The following is a 14,187-nucleotide window of genomic DNA, read 5'->3' on the forward strand; positions in this document are numbered from 1 at the left end:
TACAACCCTTTTTTTTTAAACAAAAAGATTAATTTTTTTGTATAATGATTATTAATACACTTTCTAGTAAAATAAAAAAATTTAAAAAGGAATTAATTTAAGATGTTATTGACTAAAAAAAGTGAGTATGCACTTCTTTCCCTTATCTCTATTGCAAAAAGTGATAAGGCAAAAAATGTGGATGAATTATCAAAAGAATTAAGAATCCCAAAATCCTTTTTAGCAAAAATTATGCAAAACCTAGCAAAAAATGAAATAGTAATATCACAAAGGGGTGTTAATGGAGGATTTGTCCTTGCTAAACCCTATGATCAGCTTACAATATTTTCAATAACTAGTGCTGCTGAAGAGAGAATTCCTTCTGTATTTGAATGTGCTCCATCGATGGATTCATGTCCAAGTGATGCTGGGAGTTTATGTTCAATATGGCCTTTATTAAATAATTTACAAGGTAAAATAAATATATTTTTAGAAGAATTAACACTTAAGGATATCGCCCAATGACATTATTTCATATCTCTCATACAGATTTGGATGGATATGGTTGTCAACTTTTAACAAAAGAACTTTTTTCACAAAACTACTGTTTAAATGCAAATTACGGAATAGAAGTAAAACAAAGTATAATTCACTTTTTAGACATTATAAAATCAGAAGAGATAAAAGAAGAGATACTATTCTTAATTACTGACGTAAACTTAACAACTGCCGAAGCTAAATATTTAGATCATGAAATAAAAAAGTTAAATGAAGATGGATATAAAATAAAAATTCAACTATTGGATCATCACTCAACTGGACAAAGTTGTGCTAATAAATATGATTGGTATTTTTTAGATACTTCAAGATGTGCTACAAAAATTACTTTTGATTATTTGGTAAAAGAGTATAATGCTTTTCAAGAGGAGTTTTATTCGTGGTTAGAACCATTGGTCAATGCAATAAATGCAATTGATATTTGGATTGAAGAAGAGAGTAAAAACTTTGAATTTGGTAAAGTTTTATTAAGTATGATTTCTAATGTTAGAGAGATAAACAATGTTCTTTTTGCAGATAAAAATAGGGATTTTAGAATTTATTTATTGAAAGAATCTGCCCATTATTTAGCCTTAGATGATGGAAATATAAAACTAGATAATGAAATACATAAGTTAAAAAAAGAGTTTTTAAAACTTGATGAAAATGATGATACAATCGATAACTTAAGTGCAAAATATTTGGTTAACTCAATAACAACAATAAAAGATAAACTCACTATTACATATCAAGATAAAAAGGGTGTTTTAACATATACTTTAGGGAGTATCTCAATACCTGCAAACGCATTTTTAAAAGTAAATAAAGATTTTGATTTTTTTATTGATATTTCAAAAAGAGGTAATGCAAGTTTTAGGGCTGATGGCAACTTAGATGTTGGAGTATTAGCACAAAAATTAGCAAATGGTGGTGGACATCCAAATGCTTCTGGCTGTAAATTTGAAGACTTCAAAGAAATTATAAATTATGAAGATGTAAAAAAATATATGCAGGCTAAACTTGACAATTTAAAATAACTAAAGAAATTTTAGTTATTTTCTCGTAAATTTACTTATTTATATATACTAATTACAAAATTATTCTTATTTAACATTTTATTTTTGATATGATTCTATAAAACTTGTTATTTTTTTAAGGCTTTATATGAAAGATATTAAAAATGGTTTATTAGCTAAAAAATTTAATATTATTTATGTTGAAGATGAAGAACAAGTACGAAACAATCTACAAGAAATTTTAGTTGATTTTTTTAAAGAAGTATATGTTGCATCACATGGATTAGAAGCTTTAGAAATTTATAATAAACTAAAAACTGAAAATATAAAAATTGATGCAATAATTGCTGATATTAACATGCCAAAAATGAATGGCTTAGATTTATTAAAAAATATTAGAAAAGATGATGAAGATATCCCCTTTTATTTTACAACTGCTTTTTGTGAAGAAAACTTATTAATAGAGTCCATTAAATTAAATGTAAACTCATATTTTATCAAACCTATTGAAATAGATTTTCTAATTGAAAAGGTGAATAAAGATTGCCAAAAATATAATCAAAATCAAATTATACAAAAACAAAAAAATGAGCTAGAGAGATATTTAAGTGCTATTGATAATGTTGCTATTATCTCAAAAACTGATTTAAAAGGAAATATTACTTTTGCAAATGATTTTTTCTGTGAATTGTCAAAATATAAAAGAGAAGAGCTTATCGGTAAATCTCACAATATAATAAGACATCCAGATTCTCCTAAAGAGGTTTTTAAAAATCTTTGGGAAACAATTCAAAGGGGTGAAACCTGGAATGGAAAAATAAAAAATCAAGCAAAAGATGGAAGTGTCTATTATGTAAATAGTACCATCATCCCAATTTATGATGACTTGGGTGAAGAGATAATTGAGTATGTGGGGATTAGGTTCTTAACTACTGAAGATGAGATTTCAAAAAGAGAATTTAGAAAAAAAGTTATTGAAAATATTCAACAATCAAAAAGAAAAGAGTTGGAATATATAGCTAAAATCAAAAAATTAGAGCAAGAACTTTTACAAAATCGTAAGCCAGATTTTTCTATATATTTAGAACAAATGGATAACCTAAAAAAGAAAAATGGACAATTAAAAGCACAAATAAATCAATATGATAAAGAGATTATTGCAATAAGATTAAAAAATGAAACTCTTATTGATAGTGCAAATAAAAAAGTAAATGATTCTGTAATTGTTTTAAAAAAAATAAAAACAGAAAATGATAAACTATTAAAAGATTTTAAAGAATTAGAGGATGAAGTTGCTCTAAAAAAAGATGTAATCTTAGATTTACAAAAAAGATTAGATGAGAGAAATAAAAGAATAGAAGATTTATTAGATGTAATAAGTTTGAGAGATAAAGAGTTAAAAGAAAAGAATAAATGATAAGATTTGCCTTAATTTTCAGCGTGTTTTTTTTGAGTTCATGTAGCGTATCAGATGTAGAAAGTATAGCAAGGGCTGCCATAAGTAAAAATCCAACTTCTGCATTTAAATCAATTGCTACAAGTAAATCTATCCAGTACTCAACAAATCCCAAAAAACTAAAAAATGATATAGCTAGTTTAGATAAGTTTTTATCAAATTTCATAAAAGAGATTACAAATATTTGGGGTGAAAAAAATGTAAAAATCCCAAAACAAAAAGAGTATGTTAAATATTTACAAAACTATAAAAGTAGAGCGTTAGTTGATTTTGATAAAGGGATTGTTACTGTTGAAACGCTTGATAATAAGGATTATAAAAAAAGTCTAAAAAATGCTATTGTAACCACACTTTTACTTCCTGATGATCCAAGAGCTGCTGATTTATTTGAAGCAAAAAGTGTAAAGTTAGGTTCAACTCCATATTTACTTGGTGAAGTAAAAGATGACCAAAATAAAGATATAAGATATGAATGGCGAGCAAATAGATTTGCTGATATTTTATTAAAAAATGGTTTAGAAACTAAAAGTATAAAAAAAGATGAAAAAGATGTAACAGTATATTTTGTAAATATTCCAATGGTAAAAGATCATGCAAGTATAAGAGTTACAAAATTTAAACCATTTGTAGAAAAATATGCTAAAAAGTTTAATATTAGTGAGAATTTAATTTATGCAATAATTCAAACTGAGAGTAATTTTAATCAATTTGCAATAAGTAGTGCAAATGCCTATGGACTTATGCAAGTTGTGCCAACGAGTGCAGGTAAAGATGCGTATAAATATATCAATGGAAGAACTTGGACACCAACAAAATCATATCTTTTTGATGCACAAAATAATATTGAACTAGGTAGTGCTTATTTGAAAATCTTGGATAGTAATTATCTTGATGGAATTAATAATCCTGTTTCAAAAGAGTATTGTATTATTAGTGCTTATAACACAGGAAGTAGCAATGTTTTAAGAACATTTAATAGAAATAAAGAAAGAGCAAAAGAGATGATAAATAAAATAAATGCACAAGAAGTTTATGAAACTTTGATAAATAAACTTCCCTATGAAGAGACTAGAAATTATCTAAAAAAAGTAATTAATTATAAAAAAGATTTTATAAACATCTAAAATTTTTTATTAATATATCAAGATATCTTGATATATTAATTTATTTCTGATATTATTCTAAAAAACAAAGAGGAATCAATGGAATATTTTTTAAATACAATTGGCTCAATAAATGATGAAACTAGAATCAAGATATTAAAGTTTATTGATTTGAATGGTGAAGTTTGTGTTTGTGATATAGAAAACTCATTTGATATGATTCAATCAAGGGTTTCTAGACATTTGAAAATATTAAAAGATGGAGGATTTTTAAGCTTGAAAAGAGAAGGAAGGTGGGCATATTATCGTATAAAAATGCCAATGGATGTTTTTAGACAAGCGATTTTAAAAGAGATAAGCTATTTGGAAATAGATATTCCAGTACTTAAAAAAGGATGTGAAATATGATATTAGCTAGTGCTATATTTTTGGTAACTTTAGTTTTTGTAATATGGCAACCAAAAAACTTACAGATTGGAACTACTGCAGTTATTGGAGCAGTAGTTGCTTTGGTTTTAGGAGTAGTAAGTTTTGATGATGTGTTAGTTGTATCAAATATTGTTTGGGATGCAACCTTGGCTTTTATTGGTATTATTATTCTTTCTATGGTTTTAGATGAGATTGGATTTTTTGAATGGTGTGCTATAAAAATGGCAAAACTATCAAAGGGTAATGGACATTTGATGTTTGTTTATGCTTTATTACTTGGTTCTTTTGTTTCTGCTTTATTTGCAAATGATGGAGCAGCACTTATTCTTACTCCAATTTTACTAGCTAAAATGAGAATTTTAAAATTAAATGCAAAAACAATTTTAGCATTTTTACTTGCAGGTGGATTTATAAGTGATAGTGCCTCTTTACCATTTGTATTTTCAAATCTAACCAATATCGTAACTGCAAATTATTTTAATATAGGCTTTATGAACTATTTGTCAAATATGATAATTCCATATATTGTTAGTACAGTAGTATCTATTATAGTTTTATGGGTGATTTTAAGAAAAGATATTCCTGCACAAGTTGATATATCACTTCTTAAAAATCCAGATGAAGTTTTGAAAAACAAAACACTTTTTAAATTTTCTTGGTTTTTCTTAGCTTTACTTTTAGTGGCTTATTTTATTGGTGATTCATTTAATCTGCCAATATCAGTTTTTGCATTAGGTGGAGGACTTATTTTTTTAGGCATTGCAAGTTACTACAAAGCTGCACGAGCTTGGCTTACTATAAAAACAGCACCTTGGCAGGTTGTTTGGTTTAGTATAGGGCTTTATATTGTTGTATATGGTTTAAAAAATGCAGGATTGACTGACTATTTAAGTTTGATATTAAAAGATTTAAGTACACATGGGGATTTTGTTGCAGTTGTTGGTACTGGATTTATCTCTGCAATTTTGAGTGCAATTATGAATAATATGCCAACAGTTATGGTTATGGATATAGCACTGCAAGATATACCTAATCAAACCTTAGCTTATGCAAATATCATAGGGTGTAATCTTGGACCAAAAATGACACCATTTGGTTCACTAGCAACTCTGCTTTGGCTTCATGTTTTAAGTCAAAAGGGAGTTAAGATTGGCTTTTGGCAATATAGTAAATTTGGATTAATTGTTACTCCACCTGTACTATTTATAGTTTTATTAACATTAATATAAGTATAAGAGTAACTCGTTGCTCTCTTTAGTTTTTGTTACTTTTAGTTGGATTTATTCCAACGGTAAAAAGTAATTATTCAATATGTATTGTCCCTTCAAAAATGGGACATTTTTTAAGGAGAAAAAAATGAATAAAAAAGTATTGATTTTATGTACAGGAAACTCTTGTAGAAGTATCATAGCAGAAGCGCTTATAAATGCAAAACTTGATGGAATAAGTGCCAATAGTAGTGGAGTAAAAGCAAGTGGAAGAGTAAATCCAAACGCAAAAAAACTACTTGAGGAAAAAGGTATTTGGAAAGAGGAGTATCACTCTAAAACTTTAGATACTGTTATAAACAATGAGTATGATTTAGTTGTAACTGTATGTGACCATGCTAATGAAACTTGCCCTATGTTTCCCAAACCAGTAAAAAAAATCCATGTGGGATTTGAAGATCCAGATGGAAAAGGTTTTAGTGCATTTGAAAAAACATATGAAGAGATAGAAACAATTTTACTTCCAAAAATCAAGGAAGTGTTAGGATTATAAGATGTTTACACTTTGGGAAAAATTTGTAGATTATTTAATTTATACTTTATTTGAGATGGATAAATCATCCCATTTGACTGGTGCTTTACATTTTTTTATATATGATACGATAAAAATATTTATTTTACTTATTGCTATTATTTTTTTAGTATCATATCTTAGAACTTGGTTTAATGTTGAAAAAGTAAGAGCATATTTACAAGGAAAGTCAGAATTTACTGGAAATATTTTAGCTTCTATATTTGGTATTATAACTCCTTTTTGTACTTGTAGTGCCATACCTTTATTTTTAGGATTTTTACAAGCAAGAATCCCTTTAGGGGTTACTTTTTCTTTTTTAATCTCTGCTCCACTAAATAATGAAATAGCAATAGCTATGTTATTTGGGCTTTTTGGATGGAAAATTACAGCTATATATATAGGTTTTGGTTTAGTTGTTGCCATAGTTGGTGGTTTTATTATTGGCAGATTAAATATGGAAAAATATATTTTACTTGAGGTAAAACCTATGGAAGGGTGTTGTACAAATCCAACTATTGATTTAAATGGTAAACAAAGAGTAAAAGAGGCTTGGGATTATACTCTTGATATCTTCAAAAAAATCTATATCTATGTGATACTTGGAGTAGGAGTTGGAGCTTTTATTCATGGGTATATTCCAACAGATTTTATTGCTCGTTATACAGGTGGAGATGCTTGGTACACTGTACCACTTGCTGTTGTTTTGGGAATCCCAATGTATTCAAGTGCAGCAGGAGTTATGCCACTTGTTGAGGTTTTAACTTCAAAAGGTATGTTACTTGGAAGTGCATTATCTTTTATGATGGCAGTTACAGCTTTAAGTTTACCAGAGGCAATGATTTTAAAAAGATTGTTACATACTAAACTTATTGCTATATTTTTTATGATAGTTGGAAGTGGTATTATTCTAATAGGATATATTTTTAATGCCATTTTATAAAAGAGCTTTTATGATTAGAGTTGTTTTATTTGTATCTTTTTTAACTAGCTCTATTTTTGCTGATTTTTATGATTTAAAACCAATAAAAATTACGAAAGATATTAGTTGTGTTATTGGTGATTTTCATCCACCCATGAAAAAAAGCAACAAAGGTTTTGTCTCAAATATGTGTTATATAAATATGGAAAATAGCTTAGTTGTTTTAGATGCTGGGCCAACATATAATTTTGCAAAAGAGTTTTATACTTTGATGAAAAAAGAGTATCCAAAACTTGAAGTTTCCCATGTGATTTTATCAAATTACCATGATGATAGGATTCAAGGTGCCTCATATTTTAAAGAGTTAGGTGCAAAAATTGTTGGGCATAAAACTATAAATGATGACATAAAAGAGAATCCAAGTAAATTTGAAAGGATGAAACAAATCTTATCAAAAGAGGTTTATGAAAAAACAAAAGTGATTTATGCAGATAGTTTAGTTGATGGTGGATATGAAATAAAAGGTTCAAATAAAACTTTAGAAATAATAAAACCAAGTAAAATTAGTGAAGAGAAAAGTGATATTGCAATTTACTCAAAAGATGATAGCTTTTTATTTGTAGGAAATATTGTATTTAACGGAAGATTGTTAAGTTATAAAAAAAACTCAAATATAGATGGCTGGATTGAAGCCATTGAAAACTTGGCAAAAATAGATGCAAAGTATTTTTTAGGTGGACATGGAAAAGAGTTTGATAAAAACTCATATAAAGCAACTTTGGAATATCTAAAAATATTAAGAGCTGATGTAAAAAAAGCCTACGAAGATGAAATAGATATTTTAGAAGTGAAAAAATTTGTTAAAACACAAAAATTTGATTATCTTAATCATTTTGAGCAATTGAACAATGCAAATATTTCTACATATTACAATCAACTAGAATGGGAATAAGCAACTATTTGTTACAATACATAAATTAAATAAATATTTGAAAGGGGTAAAAATGGAGTGTGAATTTCCCACGGTTAATTCAAATAATGAAGAGATAAGAGAGATATTTAATAATACAAAAACTATTGCAATAGCTGGACTTTCTCCTGATGCTAGTAAAGCAAGTAATATGGTAGCAAAATATTTACAAAATGCTGGATTTAAAATAGTTCCAATTTATCCAAAAGAAGAGACTATTTTGGGAGAAAAGGTTTACAGAAGTTTAGAAGAGATACCTTTTAAAGTTGATATGGTTGATATATTTAGAAAACCAGACGCTATTGCAGCTATTGTTGATGCTTGTATTAAAAGAGGAGATATAGATACAGTTTGGACACAGTTAGGACTTGTAAATAATGCTGCTGCACAAAAAGCAAAAGATGCTGGTATGAAAGTAGTACAAAACAAATGTACTAAAATAGAGCACGGGAGTCTGTTTTAACTTTCGAAATAGTTTTTAAGTGTGGATTGTTCAGAAGTTCTACTTTTGCTACAGTCCCTTTTTTACCATCGGTTCTATTTTTAAGTGTAATTGTAGCACCTAAAGTATCAGCAGCATTTTTTGCTAAAAAGAGCCCTAGTCCAGCACCACTTTCTTCACCTACTCTTTTAAAAGGAGCAAATAAATCTATTGATTCATCAATACCAATTCCTTCATCAGTTATTGTTATTACAGCTCTATCATTTATACGATCTAAAACTATGGCAATACTTTTATCTACAGGCGTAAATTTAATTGCATTTTGCATAAAGTTTTGGATAATTTGATTTAAAAGTGTTGGTTGAATTGATGTGTAAAAATTATTTACACTTGCATAATATGTTATAGTAATTTTTTTCTCTGCACTTAACATTCTAAAATCATTTGCTTTTATTTTCATATATTGAACTAAATCTAACTCTTCTGCTTTTTCAAATTGAGCTCCTTCTTGTCTACCAATATCTAAAATAGAAGAGATCATTTTATTCATATCATTTATTTGTTGAATATTTAGTTTTAAAGTCTCTTGGTATCTCTCTGGTTCTCTTTGCTTCATTAAAGTAACTTCATTTTTTAATTTCATAACAGCAAGAGGAGTTTTAAGTTCATGGGCTGCACCAACAAAAAGCTCTTTTTTAAACATCACAAAAGTTTGGATTCTATTGGTAAGTTTATTAATTGAGTTTGCTAAGGCATGAAATTCGATGGGTAAATTACTTTTATCAATTTTAGTTAAATAATTTTCATCCATATTAGATAATTTATCTGTGATTTGAATAATAGGACGTAAAAGGGTTTTTGATACTGTAAAGGCATATAAAATTACCATGATTAATCCACCAATAGATAGTAAGATTACATTATTAAATATTTTATTTAGCATAGCAATTGCATAGTTCACATTTTTTACGATTTTAATAAATTTGTGATTTTGAACATCAAATGGATATAAAATTTCTATAAAATAGTCATTATTTTGTTTATAATCTTTATATTGTACATCTGAAATTTCTTCATAAGTAATAATATCAACAATAATTCCAGAGTTAGTGATTATGTTGAAATTATCTTTTGTTTGTTCATTATTAACACTTATTTGATATATTAGTTTTGCATCATTATAAAGACTTTCTTTAATACCTTCATAAATGGTGGCTTTTGTATAACCATAAAATAAGAATGAAATTGTGATTATGAAAAGAGAAGTAGCAACTATAAGTTTTTGATAAAACTGTTTATAAATGCTCTTCAATTTCATTATTAATCTTTTGGGATTATAGTGATGAATCTTCTTCTGTATTTGGGTAACAGAATCTATATCCTCTTCTTCTGATAGTTTCAATTGTAGAGATGTTTAATGGTTTGTCCATTTTTTGTCTAATTTGGTTAATTGCAACTTCAATTACGTTTGGAGTAACTAATTCTGGCTCTTCCCAAATTGCATCTAGTAATTGCTCTTTTGAAACGATTTGATCTCTATGTCTAGCAAGGTGAGTTAATACTTCAAAAGGTTTACCTTTTAATTCAATCTCTTCACCTGCATAAAGGATTTTTTCTTCATCAGGATTAATTGATAACTCATCAATTTCAATAATATTTGTACCACCAAATCTTAATCTTGCTTCAATTCTTGCAAGTAAAATATCAAAATCAAATGGTTTTTTAATATAATCATCAGCACCAGCTTTTAATGCTTCGATTTCACTATCTTTATCATCTCTTGCAGAGATAATAACAACTGCCGTTCTATTACTTCTATTTTTTACAATTTTACATAACTCTATACCATCACCATCTGGTAACATCCAGTCTGTTAATACTAAGTCATAATTTCTAATATCTATAAAATATTCTGCATCTTTATAGTTTTCTGCTGCATCAACTTGGTAACCAAAATCAGTTAACCCTTCTTGCAACGTTCTGTTAAGTGTTATTTCATCTTCAATGATTAAAATTCTCATCTACATCCCTTATTTTCTTATGTTTAACTTAAGTTAAATTTAATTTTTGCGAATTATATCATAAAATATTACAAATTTAAAGACTTTTTAAGCTAAATTTTAAAATTTCTTAAAGTAACATTTAAATAATAATAAAATTATAATATATGACTGTTAACTCTATATTAATAAAAAATAGGTAAAATAGCGCCATAATAAATTTAAGGATTTTAAATGAAAAAAACAATTTTAAGTGTTGTAACGGCTTTGGCATTAACTGCTTCAACTTTAAGTGCAGCTGAATCTTATGCCTCTGTAAATGGAGAAGAGATAACTACTCAAGATGTAAATCAACTTTTACAAAGACAAAATGTTCAATTTGATGCTTTACCAAAAGAGACAAAAGATAAGGTAATAGAACAATTAATTGAAAAAAAATTATTAACACAAAAAGCAATTAGTAGTGGTATTGAAAAAGATGCAAAGTTTTTAGAAGCTTTAGAAAAAATCAAAAAAGATTTAGCACTAGAACTATGGATGCAAAAAGAGTTCGTAAAAGTTAAAGCAGATGATGCAGAGAAAAAAAGTTTTTATGAAAAAAATAAAGACAAATTTAAAACACCAGATACTTTAGAAGCAAGACATATTTTATTAAAAACTGAAAAAGAAGCTAAAGATATAATTGCAAAACTTGATATTGCAAAAAATAAAAAAGGTTCATTTGAAGAGTTAGCGAAAAAATTCTCAATAGGTCCAACAAAAGACAAAGGTGGATATTTAGGTAAATTTCAAGCAAAACAAATGGTACCAGAATTTTCTGATGCTGCAATGAAACTTAAAAAAGGTGAATACACTAAAGCTCCTGTAAAAACTCAATTTGGTTATCATGTAATTTATTTAGAAAATAAAGAAGTTGCTCAAACATTAAGTTATGACAAAGTAGAAGCAAAAATCACTCAACTAATTGTTCAAGATAAATATGGAAAAATGATTAAAGAAGAAGTTGAGAAATTAAAAAAAGATGCTAAAATAGTAATCAAATAATTAGGAGAATGAATTGTCAGTTTTAAATATTGTTAAGCCAGGTGTGTTAAGTGGAAGTGAAGCACACAAACTTTTTGAATATGCAAAAGCTAACTCTTTTGCAATACCTGCTGTAAATGTAGTGGGTACAGATTCAGTAAATGCTGTTTTAGAAGCAGCTGCAAAAGTTAATTCACCAATAATAATTCAGTTTTCAAATGGTGGAGCTGGTTTTTTTGCTGGTAAAGGATTAAAAGATGAAAATGCAGCAGTTTATGGTGCAATTTCAGGAGCTATGCACGTGCATGCTTTAGCAGAGGCTTACGGGGTACCAGTTATTTTACATACAGACCACGCTGCAAGAAAACTTTTACCTTGGATTGATGGTTTAATTGAAGCTGGTGAGTCATTTTACTCAAAACACGGTAAACCACTTTTTACTTCACATATGTTAGACCTTTCTGAAGAGAGTTTAGAAGAAAATGTTAGTACTTGTGTGAAATATTTCAAAAGAATGAAAATCATTGATATGATGATTGAAATTGAACTTGGAATTACAGGTGGTGAAGAAGATGGTGTAGATAATAGTGATGTTGATAATGCTTTACTTTATACTCAACCTGAAGAAGTATGTTATGCTTATGAGCAGTTAAAAGAAGTATCACCTTGTTTTACTATTGCAGCATCTTTTGGAAATGTACATGGGGTATATAAGCCTGGAAATGTTGTTTTGAGTCCTAAGATTTTAAACAATTCACAAAAATATATTTCTGAAAAACATAATGTTGCTCCAAAATCTGTAAACTTTGTTTTCCATGGTGGTTCAGGTTCTGCACTTGAAGAGATAAGAGAAGCTATTGATTATGGTGTTGTTAAAATGAATATTGACACTGATACTCAATGGGCATTTTGGGATGGTGTGAGAAAATTTGAGGCTAAAAATCATGACTACCTTCAAGGACAAATTGGAAACCCAGAGGGTGAAGATAAACCAAACAAATCTCACTATGACCCAAGAAAATGGTTGCGAGCTGGAATGGAATCTATGATTGCTAGATTGGAAATTGCTTTTTCTGATTTAAAAGCTTTAAACAAGAACTAATCTATAAAAATATATAATCCCAAGCTAGTTTTAACTAGCTTGTGTGCCGCTATGGTGAAACTGGTAAACACGCCGGATTCAAAATCCGGTGACCTCGGTCTTGTCGGTTCAAGTCCGACTAGCGGTACCACCACACTGTATGTAATCCAATAAATCCTTTGAAATAAGCATTTTCTGCTGATATAATATTTAACTAAACTAATATACTACTTTTTAATAAATCATGGTACATATTTTGGTAGATTTAGTTTTTTATCTCGCCAATTAAAAAAATATGACTTATGCGATAACAATAATTTACCTTTAACTAACAAAAATAAATATTAGAAATCAATACAAATAATATGAAAAAAGAATTTTACAAAAAAAATACAATTTTATTTTTTTTTTATTTTTTTATTTTACGATTAAGTCGTAAAAATAAATCAAAGGAAAAATTATGAAAAAACTTTCTATAGCATTAATGGCTACTACGTTAATTGGTGCTTCAGTTTTTGCAACTGAAATAAAAAAACCAGAATGTGTTGCACCTGCAAAACCAGGTGGAGGATTTGACCTAACATGTAGAATTGCTCAAACAGGACTTAAAAGTCAACTTGATAGATTGATGAAAGTTACTTTTATGCCAGGTGGTATTGGAGCTGTTGCAATTAATCAATTTAACACAACAAGAACAGATGACCCTAACTCTATAGTTGCATTCTCTTCTGGTTCACTACTTAATATTGCTACAGGTAAATATGGTAAATGGACTGAAAATGATGTTAAATTCTTAGCAACAGCTGGAGCTGACTTTGGTGCTGTAGTTGTTAAATCTGATAGTAAATATAAAACATTAGAACAGTTAATGAATGACCTTAAAAAAGATGAAAGTATAATCTTTGGTGCTGGTGGATCAGTAGGGTCTCAAGACTGGATGAAAGGTGCTTTACTTCTTAAATCAATAAATAAAGACCCTAAAAAAATGAGATATGTTGCATATGATGGTGGTGGGGATGCTATTGCTGGATTACTTGGTGGAAGTATTGGTGTTTATATGGGAGATGTTGGAGAGATGGCTTCTCACCTTGAAGCTGGTACTATGAGAATTTTAGCAGTTCTTTCACCTGAGAGATTACCTGAACCTTACGCTTCATTCCCTACAGCTAAAGAGCAAGGATATGATGCAGAATGGACAATTTTAAGAGGTTATTATATGGGTAAAAATGTTTCAGATGAAGCATATAAAGCTTGGGTAAAAGTATTTAAAGACGCATATAAAACAGAAGAGTTTAAAAAGGTTCAAAAAGAAAAAGGTCTTATGCCTTTAGATATGGCTGGTGCAGAACTTGATGCTTCTATTAAAAAAAGAATTGCAAAGCTTAGAGAGATTGCAAAAGACGCAGGTCTTATAAAATAATCAATTAAATAGTATAGATAGAGTAATTAG

At 28.2% G+C, this 14,187-nt stretch carries 15 protein-coding genes and 1 tRNA gene; 14 read left to right on the forward strand and 2 right to left on the reverse strand.

The window, feature by feature from the left end; all coding sequences use genetic code 11:
• Positions 1-102 precede the first annotated feature (102 nt).
• From ACQY5W_RS04320 to ACQY5W_RS04365, 10 genes are all read left to right on the forward strand, one after another.
• The gene (locus tag ACQY5W_RS04320) at positions 103-504 is read left to right on the forward strand and encodes an Rrf2 family transcriptional regulator (RefSeq protein WP_428023719.1); all 402 of its coding nucleotides are present in this window, start codon (positions 103-105) and stop codon (positions 502-504) included.
• Positions 501-1,553, forward strand: a complete 1,053-nt coding sequence (locus ACQY5W_RS04325; RefSeq protein WP_428023720.1) for a DHH family phosphoesterase — start codon at positions 501-503, stop codon at positions 1,551-1,553. Before ACQY5W_RS04320 ends, ACQY5W_RS04325 begins: the two co-directional genes overlap by 4 nt.
• 127 nt (positions 1,554-1,680) lie before the next feature.
• Positions 1,681-2,949, forward strand: a complete 1,269-nt coding sequence (locus ACQY5W_RS04330; RefSeq protein WP_428023721.1) for a response regulator — start codon at positions 1,681-1,683, stop codon at positions 2,947-2,949.
• Between the two features lie 23 nt (positions 2,950-2,972).
• The gene (locus ACQY5W_RS04335; RefSeq protein ID WP_428023789.1) at positions 2,973-4,112 is read left to right on the forward strand and encodes a murein transglycosylase domain-containing protein; all 1,140 of its coding nucleotides are present in this window, start codon (positions 2,973-2,975) and stop codon (positions 4,110-4,112) included.
• A gap of 78 nt (positions 4,113-4,190) precedes the next feature.
• Positions 4,191-4,499: an ArsR/SmtB family transcription factor gene (locus tag ACQY5W_RS04340; protein WP_428023722.1), complete on the forward strand. Its 309-nt coding sequence runs from the start codon at positions 4,191-4,193 to the stop codon at positions 4,497-4,499.
• The gene (locus tag ACQY5W_RS04345; RefSeq protein WP_428023723.1) at positions 4,496-5,749 is read left to right on the forward strand and encodes an arsenic transporter; all 1,254 of its coding nucleotides are present in this window, start codon (positions 4,496-4,498) and stop codon (positions 5,747-5,749) included. The genes ACQY5W_RS04340 and ACQY5W_RS04345 overlap by 4 nt, the downstream gene beginning before the upstream one ends.
• 127 nt (positions 5,750-5,876) lie before the next feature.
• The gene (locus ACQY5W_RS04350) at positions 5,877-6,281 is read left to right on the forward strand and encodes an arsenate reductase ArsC (RefSeq protein ID WP_428023724.1); all 405 of its coding nucleotides are present in this window, start codon (positions 5,877-5,879) and stop codon (positions 6,279-6,281) included.
• A gap of 1 nt (position 6,282) precedes the next feature.
• A complete protein-coding gene (locus ACQY5W_RS04355) occupies positions 6,283-7,242 on the forward strand; it encodes a permease (RefSeq protein ID WP_428023725.1) in 960 nt (319 codons plus the stop codon).
• Positions 7,229-8,173 (forward strand): MBL fold metallo-hydrolase, encoded by a 945-nt coding sequence (locus ACQY5W_RS04360; protein WP_428023726.1) that lies wholly within the window; start codon positions 7,229-7,231, stop codon positions 8,171-8,173. Before ACQY5W_RS04355 ends, ACQY5W_RS04360 begins: the two co-directional genes overlap by 14 nt.
• 52 nt (positions 8,174-8,225) lie before the next feature.
• Positions 8,226-8,654, forward strand: coding sequence for a CoA-binding protein (locus ACQY5W_RS04365; RefSeq protein WP_428023727.1), 429 nt, complete (start codon positions 8,226-8,228; stop codon positions 8,652-8,654).
• Here the strand turns inward: ACQY5W_RS04365 and ACQY5W_RS04370 are convergent.
• Positions 8,626-9,951 (reverse strand): sensor histidine kinase, encoded by a 1,326-nt coding sequence (locus ACQY5W_RS04370; RefSeq protein ID WP_428023728.1) that lies wholly within the window; start codon positions 9,949-9,951, stop codon positions 8,626-8,628. The genes ACQY5W_RS04365 and ACQY5W_RS04370 overlap by 29 nt on opposite strands.
• Positions 9,952-9,967: 16 nt before the next feature.
• Positions 9,968-10,654, reverse strand: coding sequence for a homeostatic response regulator transcription factor HsrA (gene hsrA / locus ACQY5W_RS04375; RefSeq protein ID WP_428023729.1), 687 nt, complete (start codon positions 10,652-10,654; stop codon positions 9,968-9,970).
• Positions 10,655-10,867: 213 nt separating this feature from the next.
• On the opposite strand from hsrA, the gene ACQY5W_RS04380 reads away from it, so the two are divergent.
• The 4 genes from ACQY5W_RS04380 (at position 10,868) to ACQY5W_RS04395 (ending at position 14,157) form a co-directional block, all read left to right on the forward strand.
• On the forward strand, positions 10,868-11,677 hold the full coding sequence (locus ACQY5W_RS04380) for a peptidylprolyl isomerase (protein WP_428023730.1): 810 nt from the start codon (positions 10,868-10,870) through the stop codon (positions 11,675-11,677).
• A 13-nt stretch (positions 11,678-11,690) separates the two neighbouring features.
• Entirely contained in the window at positions 11,691-12,758 is a 1,068-nt protein-coding gene (fbaA, locus tag ACQY5W_RS04385) for a class II fructose-bisphosphate aldolase (RefSeq protein ID WP_428023731.1), read from the forward strand.
• 45 nt (positions 12,759-12,803) lie between these two features.
• Positions 12,804-12,888, forward strand: a tRNA-Leu gene (locus ACQY5W_RS04390).
• Between the two features lie 309 nt (positions 12,889-13,197).
• The gene (locus tag ACQY5W_RS04395; RefSeq protein ID WP_428023732.1) at positions 13,198-14,157 is read left to right on the forward strand and encodes a Bug family tripartite tricarboxylate transporter substrate binding protein; all 960 of its coding nucleotides are present in this window, start codon (positions 13,198-13,200) and stop codon (positions 14,155-14,157) included.
• Positions 14,158-14,187 lie beyond the last annotated feature (30 nt).

The organism is Arcobacter sp. (genome assembly GCF_050300555.1).
GTDB lineage: Bacteria > Campylobacterota > Campylobacteria > Campylobacterales > Arcobacteraceae > Arcobacter.

What these genes read in the sequence shown, in the direction of transcription:
- ACQY5W_RS04320 (WP_428023719.1), top strand. Translation starts at nt 103, where the DNA reads ATGTTATTGACTAAAAAAAGTGAGTATGCACTTCTTTCCCTTATCTCT.
- ACQY5W_RS04325 (WP_428023720.1), top strand. Translation starts at nt 501, where the DNA reads ATGACATTATTTCATATCTCTCATACAGATTTGGATGGATATGGTTGT.
- ACQY5W_RS04330 (WP_428023721.1), top strand. Translation starts at nt 1,681, where the DNA reads ATGAAAGATATTAAAAATGGTTTATTAGCTAAAAAATTTAATATTATT.
- ACQY5W_RS04340 (WP_428023722.1), top strand. Translation starts at nt 4,191, where the DNA reads ATGGAATATTTTTTAAATACAATTGGCTCAATAAATGATGAAACTAGA.
- ACQY5W_RS04345 (WP_428023723.1), top strand. Translation starts at nt 4,496, where the DNA reads ATGATATTAGCTAGTGCTATATTTTTGGTAACTTTAGTTTTTGTAATA.
- ACQY5W_RS04350 (WP_428023724.1), top strand. Translation starts at nt 5,877, where the DNA reads ATGAATAAAAAAGTATTGATTTTATGTACAGGAAACTCTTGTAGAAGT.
- ACQY5W_RS04355 (WP_428023725.1), top strand. Translation starts at nt 6,283, where the DNA reads ATGTTTACACTTTGGGAAAAATTTGTAGATTATTTAATTTATACTTTA.
- ACQY5W_RS04360 (WP_428023726.1), top strand. Translation starts at nt 7,229, where the DNA reads ATGCCATTTTATAAAAGAGCTTTTATGATTAGAGTTGTTTTATTTGTA.
- ACQY5W_RS04365 (WP_428023727.1), top strand. Translation starts at nt 8,226, where the DNA reads ATGGAGTGTGAATTTCCCACGGTTAATTCAAATAATGAAGAGATAAGA.
- ACQY5W_RS04370 (WP_428023728.1), bottom strand. Translation starts at nt 9,951, where the DNA reads ATGAAATTGAAGAGCATTTATAAACAGTTTTATCAAAAACTTATAGTT.
- hsrA (WP_428023729.1), bottom strand. Translation starts at nt 10,654, where the DNA reads ATGAGAATTTTAATCATTGAAGATGAAATAACACTTAACAGAACGTTG.
- ACQY5W_RS04380 (WP_428023730.1), top strand. Translation starts at nt 10,868, where the DNA reads ATGAAAAAAACAATTTTAAGTGTTGTAACGGCTTTGGCATTAACTGCT.
- ACQY5W_RS04395 (WP_428023732.1), top strand. Translation starts at nt 13,198, where the DNA reads ATGAAAAAACTTTCTATAGCATTAATGGCTACTACGTTAATTGGTGCT.